This is a genomic window from Acidisphaera sp. S103 (assembly GCF_009765975.1).
Lineage (GTDB): Bacteria > Pseudomonadota > Alphaproteobacteria > Acetobacterales > Acetobacteraceae > Rhodopila.
The window spans coordinates 151,166-157,729 of sequence record NZ_LMUJ01000036.1; the positions used below are offsets into that span (position 1 = coordinate 151,166).

Annotated in this window: 6 protein-coding genes and 1 other RNA gene; 4 read left to right on the plus strand and 3 right to left on the minus strand. The window is 63.7% G+C overall.

Annotation, left to right across the window (positions count from 1 at the left end; genetic code table 11):
• Positions 1-13: 13 nt before the first annotated feature.
• Positions 14-1,282 carry a hypothetical protein gene (locus GSQ89_RS09130; RefSeq protein WP_158924201.1) on the plus strand — a complete coding sequence of 423 codons (1,269 nt, stop codon included), beginning with the start codon at positions 14-16 and terminating at the stop codon, positions 1,280-1,282.
• Between the two features lie 30 nt (positions 1,283-1,312).
• Here GSQ89_RS09130 and GSQ89_RS09135 read toward each other — a convergent pair whose 3' ends face one another.
• On the minus strand, positions 1,313-2,077 hold the full coding sequence (locus tag GSQ89_RS09135) for an enoyl-CoA hydratase (RefSeq protein ID WP_158924203.1): 765 nt from the start codon (positions 2,075-2,077) through the stop codon (positions 1,313-1,315).
• A 431-nt stretch (positions 2,078-2,508) separates the two neighbouring features.
• Between GSQ89_RS09135 and GSQ89_RS09140 the strand changes: the two genes are divergently transcribed.
• Both GSQ89_RS09140 and ssrA read left to right on the plus strand, forming a co-directional pair.
• Positions 2,509-3,336: a hypothetical protein gene (locus GSQ89_RS09140; protein ID WP_158924205.1), complete on the plus strand. Its 828-nt coding sequence runs from the start codon at positions 2,509-2,511 to the stop codon at positions 3,334-3,336.
• A 202-nt stretch (positions 3,337-3,538) separates the two neighbouring features.
• Positions 3,539-3,852: a transfer-messenger RNA gene (ssrA, locus tag GSQ89_RS09145) on the plus strand.
• Here the strand turns inward: ssrA and GSQ89_RS09150 are convergent.
• Complete coding sequence (locus GSQ89_RS09150; RefSeq protein WP_158924207.1) at positions 3,852-4,532, minus strand: helix-turn-helix transcriptional regulator; 681 nt, start codon at positions 4,530-4,532, stop codon at positions 3,852-3,854. The two genes, ssrA and GSQ89_RS09150, sit on opposite strands and share 1 nt — an antisense overlap.
• 121 nt (positions 4,533-4,653) lie before the next feature.
• Between GSQ89_RS09150 and GSQ89_RS09155 the strand changes: the two genes are divergently transcribed.
• Positions 4,654-5,967, plus strand: coding sequence for an MFS transporter (locus GSQ89_RS09155; RefSeq protein WP_158924221.1), 1,314 nt, complete (start codon positions 4,654-4,656; stop codon positions 5,965-5,967).
• A gap of 45 nt (positions 5,968-6,012) precedes the next feature.
• Here GSQ89_RS09155 and GSQ89_RS09160 read toward each other — a convergent pair.
• Positions 6,013-6,564, minus strand: a 552-nt coding sequence (locus tag GSQ89_RS09160; protein WP_254073134.1) for a DUF6065 family protein, incomplete at its 5' end; no start/stop codon positions are given.

The window sequence follows — 6,564 nt, forward strand, 5'->3', positions numbered from 1 at the left end:
GAGGCCGCAATCGATGCAAACTAGATCCGCGGACCCGGCCGGACGTGCGGCACACGCGTTGCGCCATCAATTGCGTCAGGCGGACGACCAGAAGATCATACGCATCACGGCCATGCTGGACGATGTCGCCGATCCGGCGGGGAAGCAGGCAATCCTCGATCCGTTGCGGGACCGGCTGGGCTCGCTGAAACCCGTCCGTCCGCTTCGTTTCGCCCGTTTGCTGTTCACGCCGTTTGAGCCCGTGATCGTGCCCCCCAGCGCGTGGCGTCCGGGTGACGTGGCGATCCCCCGTTCCGTGCTGACACCGCTGTCCGCCGTCGTGCGGACCGGCTTCGGCGCCGAGGCATCGGCCATCGACGCGATCATCGCCAGTCACAAAACCGACGCGACAGACGTGGTTACCGTCGCAGGCTTGGCGCTGTGGCCACGTGCCGCCGAACTGCTTGCGGTGTCGCCAACCCCGGGGGACTGGGAAACCACGGGATTGCGTTCGACGGTCTATCCACCTCTGGCCGGGGCTGTCGTCACCGTGCCGCGCCGCGCCGCGTGGCTGCGATGCCTCGCGCGGGACCAAGCCATTGGGGCTTTGGCGGCGGATCAGCGAACGATCGAGAACATCCTGCGGTCGATGGCCGATGAGCCGCCCGAGGGATGTGCGATGGTCGTCGCGCTTATCCTGTTGCAGGCGCCGCACGCGGTCCCCGTTCTCCGCGAATGCGTGGCATCGGTGCGGAACGCGGCCGAGAAAGCGATATTGCTGCGGGCACTGGCGCGCGGGATGGAACAGGTTCTGACCCGGCTGGAGGCGCCGTCGGGGGTCATGGACGAAATAGCCCGGGCACCGTTGGCGGCGGCGGGGCAGGAGGTGCGGCGGATCGCCGCATTCCTGGGTGAGATGGATAACGATTCCGGCGCCGCCGCCCATCGGCCCCGCCTGAAGGCGATGCGGGAAAGGCTCGACCAGGCCTGCCGGGAAAGGTTCGCCGAGGGGCTGGCCGAGGGTCTCGTGCAACCCCTGGCCACCGCATCCGATGCGCTGGACGCGGCCGGTCAGACGCTGTTGGAGACCTGCGCCCGGGATTTGCGTTCGCTTGAAACGGTGGCGCGCAAGGTCGGCGGCTCCGGCAGCTACGACCAGTTACTGCATCAAGCGGCGGACACCGTGCTTGTGGCGGCGAAGTCGGGCACCCTGACCCCGATCAGAACGTTTCGGCTGGTCGAGATCCTGGCTGGATCGGATGTCGCCACGTCGATGTACCGCGACACCGTCGCCAAATCCTGAGGTCGGCGCCCAGCCGTGATGGCGCCGGCTTCAGGCCCCACGCCAGACCGGCGGCCGCTTGTCGAGGAACGCGTCCATGCCCTCGCGGAAATCCCGGCTGGTGTAACACAGGCGGATCAGGTCTTCGTCCGGCGGCAAGTTGTCGCGCAGGCGGCGCAGCGCCTCGCGGGTGGCCCGCATGGTCAGCGGTGCGTGGCCCGCCAGCAGCGTGGCAAGCGCCAGGGCTCGGGATTCGAGGGCCGGCTGGTCGGGCAGCACTTCGGTCACCAGGCCCACGGACAACGCGTCGGTGGCGCTGTAGAGACGCGCGGTGAAGATCATCTCGATGACGCGGGCAGGACCGACCAGGGCGTTCAGGCGGGCGATGTTGGACATCGACAGGCAGTTGCCCAGGGTGCGGGCGATGGGGAAGCCGAAGCGGGCGTTGGCGGCGGCGATGCGCAGGTCGCAGGCGGCGGCAATGGCGGCCCCTCCACCGGTGCAGGCACCGGCAATGGCGGCGACGGTGGGGACGGGGCAGCGCTCGATGGTGCCCAGGACACGGTCGATGCGAGCTTCGTAGGCCATGGCGTCATCGGCGCCGCTGAAGGCACGGAACTGGTTGATGTCGGTCCCCGCCGCGAAGGCTTTGTCCCCCGACCCGGTGACGATCAGCGCCCGGACGTCGCCTGGGGCGGTGGCGATCTCGGCCAGGCGTTCGTACATCGCGAAGGTCAGCGCATTGCGCGCCTGGGGACGGTTGAAGGTGACGGTCCCGATACCGTCGCGCTGGGTGTAAAGCAGGTCTTGGGTCATGGATGAATCCCTGGGGGTGCGGGGGTGTCGTAGGGCTGCGGCTGCCTGGGAGGCAAGGTGGGGTGGAAGGTGAAGGGCAGATAAGAGTACGCGAATGAAGAGTTCTTGTGAGCGGTTCTGAATGCTCTTGCACTCTTTGACACTGTCTATCTCACCATGCCATTGGCTGAAGCCGAAGAGGGGTTTCTTGCGCAGCACAGAATCACCCGCGCGGACTTAGTGAATCAAGCGGTGGTGGGGAGATTGAAATTCATCGTGGAACAACCCGAAGAGCGCTTAGACACGCACTTTATTGAGGAGATCTATGATCATGCACCCGGTGCTCTAATAGGGCGCCGTGAGATGCTGCCTTCTGTCTTGCAGATATTGTGCTTGTAAAACAACGATATCCTTTCTTCGGAGACGAGAGTCGCCAAGCCGTTTAGGAAATGATGAGGTTATTTCCCAATCCTGAAAACTCACATGTGGTTGCTCATGTAATGCAGCCTATCGCCATGCTCCGAACGGCATTGGAGGTGTTGGATTCTGCCGGCACAAAGGGTTTCGCCAGTATGATTCCTGACTTGATTATTCCTGAGAGTGTACCCAAAGGGGCTCAACTTGATCTAAAGTTATGGCATATGACTCTGGCCGAGCCGATCTGTGTTGCTCACGCATTGCGTGCCAGGGTGCTAACTCCGATTGATGGAGCCAAATTATGGATGGCCTTAGGTAATCACCAAGCTGATTTTATGAATTTGCATAGAACGCTGGCGTTAGGAGTTCCACAAACCAACACAGCCAATTCGTCTTTTGTTTCTACTGTTCTCCCTCCCATCGGGATCTTCCGATTTAACCGTCCGTGTAGCCTTGATGAGGTAACGGATTTGGAATCCGCCAGAATAAAAGGACGAGGTCTTTATTTTCATCTCTTAGCCTGTGATCCTTCGATACGTGACGAGAAAATAGAACGATATCACACAGAAATCAGAAAAAGAGCGGATCGCCAGATCGGTCGTATCAGCTTCGACACATCAACCATCGCTCTCCAAATGGCTAAATTTGTCTCCAGTGCGATCCTGCCTCAATTGAGGCTGCCATCTTCCGGCGCATTGAAAATTGTGCTTGAGAAGCTGCGGCAAAGATTCGCCACAATAGATCGATTCGCCAATGTGTGGGAGAGCGGTGTACTCGCTGGTCCGGAAAACATCGAGGCACATCTCAATTTTTTGGAGCGCATTTCGGCGATTGCACACCTGGAGATCGATGAGAAGGAGTAGCGCTTGGGAAGCGGCCATGGGGGCTTTGATCAATGTCATCTGCTATTATGTACGTGGCATTGATTTTTTGTAGATACTCACGGATATACGAAATCGAGCATGTGCGCCAATGACATGGGTGTTAGTTTTCGCCTTGAGGTGCAGCGCCTCGTCCCCCCGTCAATGACCGATCCATGGGTATGGTGGATGAAATTCAATAAAATGGCTTGTAACGCCGCGCCGGAACCCCTAGATGATGCCCCGTCAGCTTGCTGACTATGGTGATAAACGGCGCGTGGAATAATCGTTGTGGACCCGGGGGCAGTGCCCGGCGCCTCCACCATTTACCCCAGGATTTCGGGGCATATGGGGGCGAAACAGGCTCGACACGCGTGGTAAAGACTCGCCTTTTGCCCGGCATGATACCGCCGTTATCGGGTCAAATCACAAGTGCCAACGATAATCAGGCGCTCGCCGTCGCTGCATAAGCGATAGGCGCGGTTCGGGGGGGCACCGGGCAACAGAAGCCCCCCCAATTATTCCGCCAGATCAATACCGAACCGCTCCGCGAACCCCTGCGCCCCCGCCGGTGTGATTGTCACCGCCCGCGAATCCCGCTGCCGCGCGATCCACCCCAGTTCCAGGCAGCGCGCCGCCAGCGCGGCGCCCAGGCGGCCGGCGATGTGCGGACGCCGCTCGCTCCAATCCAGGCAAGGCCGGCAGAACACCCGCTTGCTGGCCACCGGTTCGGCGCCAAAATCGCGCAGGAAGGCGTGGCCGCGGTCGGTGACCTCCCCGCCATCCCCGGTCAACGCGACGTGCCCGGCCTCGGTCAGCGAATCGGCCAGCGCCACGCCCAGCCGCCCCGCCAGATGGTCGTAGCAGGTGCGGGCGGTCCGCAGCGCGTCGCCGCCGCGCCACGGGTTGATCCGCCCCGGCTCAGGACCGGCGACGGCCATGACGCTCTCCAGCATCTGCCCGACCAGCGGCGAGGCCAGCCGGAAATAGCGGTGCCGTCCCTGCTTCTCCATCGCCAACAAACTGGCATCCGTCAGCCGCGCGAGATGGCCGGAGGCAGTCTGCGGCGAGACCCGCGCCGCATACGCCAGTTCCTTCGCCGTCAGCGCACGACCATCCATCAGCGCCGTCAGGATATTGGCTCGGGCCGGATCACCCAGCAGCGCGGCGACCGTGGCCATGCGTGTGATGTCGCTCATGGTACGGAATATAGGCAATGTCGCGGCCGAACGCATGCGAGGATGGTTCGGCCGCGGCCGAACTGTCGCGCTGGGACGGAAACCGGGGGCCATGGTATCGGCGGGGCCTGGGGAGTCATGGATGACACGTTCGCCGCAGCACTGGTCGTCCCGCCTGCCGTTCTACTACGGGTGGGTGATCGTCGCGGTCGCCTTCGTGACGATGGCGATCGCGGTGACGGCACGTACCGCGTTTTCCCTGCTGCTGCCGCCGTTGATCAACGAGTTCGGATGGGACAGCGGGCTGGTGGCGGGCGCGTTTTCGTTCGGCTTCCTGGTGTCCGCGGTGTTGAGTCCCCTGTCCGGCCGGCTGATGGACAGTCATGGGCCTCGCCTGGTGATTGGCAGCGGCGTGTGCCTGACGAGCCTGGGGCTGTTCCTGGCCCCGGCGATCCAGACGCCCTGGCAGCTTTATGCCACGCTGGGCGTGCTGGTGGGCGGCGGCGCCAATCTGATGACCTACACGGCGCATTCGCAATTCCTGCCGCATTGGTTCGTGCGGCGGCGTGGCCTGGCCATCAGCATCGCGTTTTCCGGTGCCGGCGTCGGCGCGATCGTCCTGCTGCCGTGGCTGCAGACCATCATCGGCCGTGACGGCTGGCGGGCATCCTGCTCCGTCATGGGGTTGCTGGTGCTGCTGGTGATCGGACCCCTGACCCTGCTGCTGCGGTTGCGGCCGCGGGATGTGGGCCTGCTGCCGGATGGCGAGTCGCACGCCACCGGCAGCGGCAAAGCCCGCGGACCAACGAATATCGTCGATCCGGCCTGGGCCGCGATCCAGTGGACCCTGCCCAGGGCGATCCGCACGAGCCGCTTCTGGTGGATCGCGCTGGGTTATTTCTGTGCGCTGTTCGCCTGGTATGCCATCCAGGTGCACCAGACGAAATACCTGGTCGAGGTCGGTTTCTCCCCCCTGCTGGCGGCCTGGTCGCTGGGGATCGTCAGCGTCGTGGGCGTGCCAGGCCAGATTGGATTGGGCGCCCTGTCCGATCGGATAGGGCGCGAATGGGTGTGGTCCGCCGGCTGTGCCGGTTTCATCGTTTGCTACGCCGCCCTGATCGCCCTCGAACAAATGCCGGGATCGCGCCCGCTGCTGTACCTCATGGTGATTTCGCAAGGTTTCCTGGGATACGCCATGACATCGGTGATGGGCCCCATCGTGGCGGAAATTTTTGAAGGCCCGAGCTATGGTGCCATATTTGGTGCCGTGACGGTGGCGCTGATTGGCGGCGGCGCGGCCGGCCCCTGGGCGGCCGGGGCGATCCGCGATGCCACCGGAAGCTACCGGCCGGCGTTTCTGCTGGCGATTGGGTGCTGCATCCTCTCCGCCGCGGCGATCTGGATCGCGGCACCGCGGAAGGTGCGCATGGTGCCGGGCCGTATACAGCACCGGTGACGATACATGGCGGTGGCGCACGGACGGCCATGCGGCCTCGCCGGGTCAGGCCTCGCCGGACTCGGCACGCGCCATCGCGGTCAAAACGACCTCCAGCGCCTCCGACTCCCCCAACCCGATCGCGGCAAGCCGCTTTACCAACACGTCCACCGCAGCGTCCGAGTCCAGCGATCCCCCGCCGATCGCCGCGGCGATCTCGCCGATGACTTTGCCCAGCGTCTCCGTGTCGGTCTGCAGGATGACCGGGGCGTTGGGGTCCGGTTCCGCCGGCGTCTCGGCCGGGATGGGGGCGAACGGCGCCAGCCGCAGTTTGACGCGATGATCCGGCACCACCGGCTTGTCGGTCATGTCGGCACCGCGGTAGTAGCGTTTCTGCCATTGGTCCACCGGTGCGACCGGCTTGCGCTCGTTCCGCATCTTTTCCAGGAAATCGTAGCGCGACTGTTGCCACACGGCATGGTGGTCCGCCAGTTGCGGCGCGGTTTCGAACGGCAGGAAGCGCGGCTGAACCGTTTCCAGCACTGTACGCTGCACCGGAAACAGGAAGCAGATCGGCTCGCCGGCCTCGAAATGCACCCGGTGATTGTGGCGGGGGGA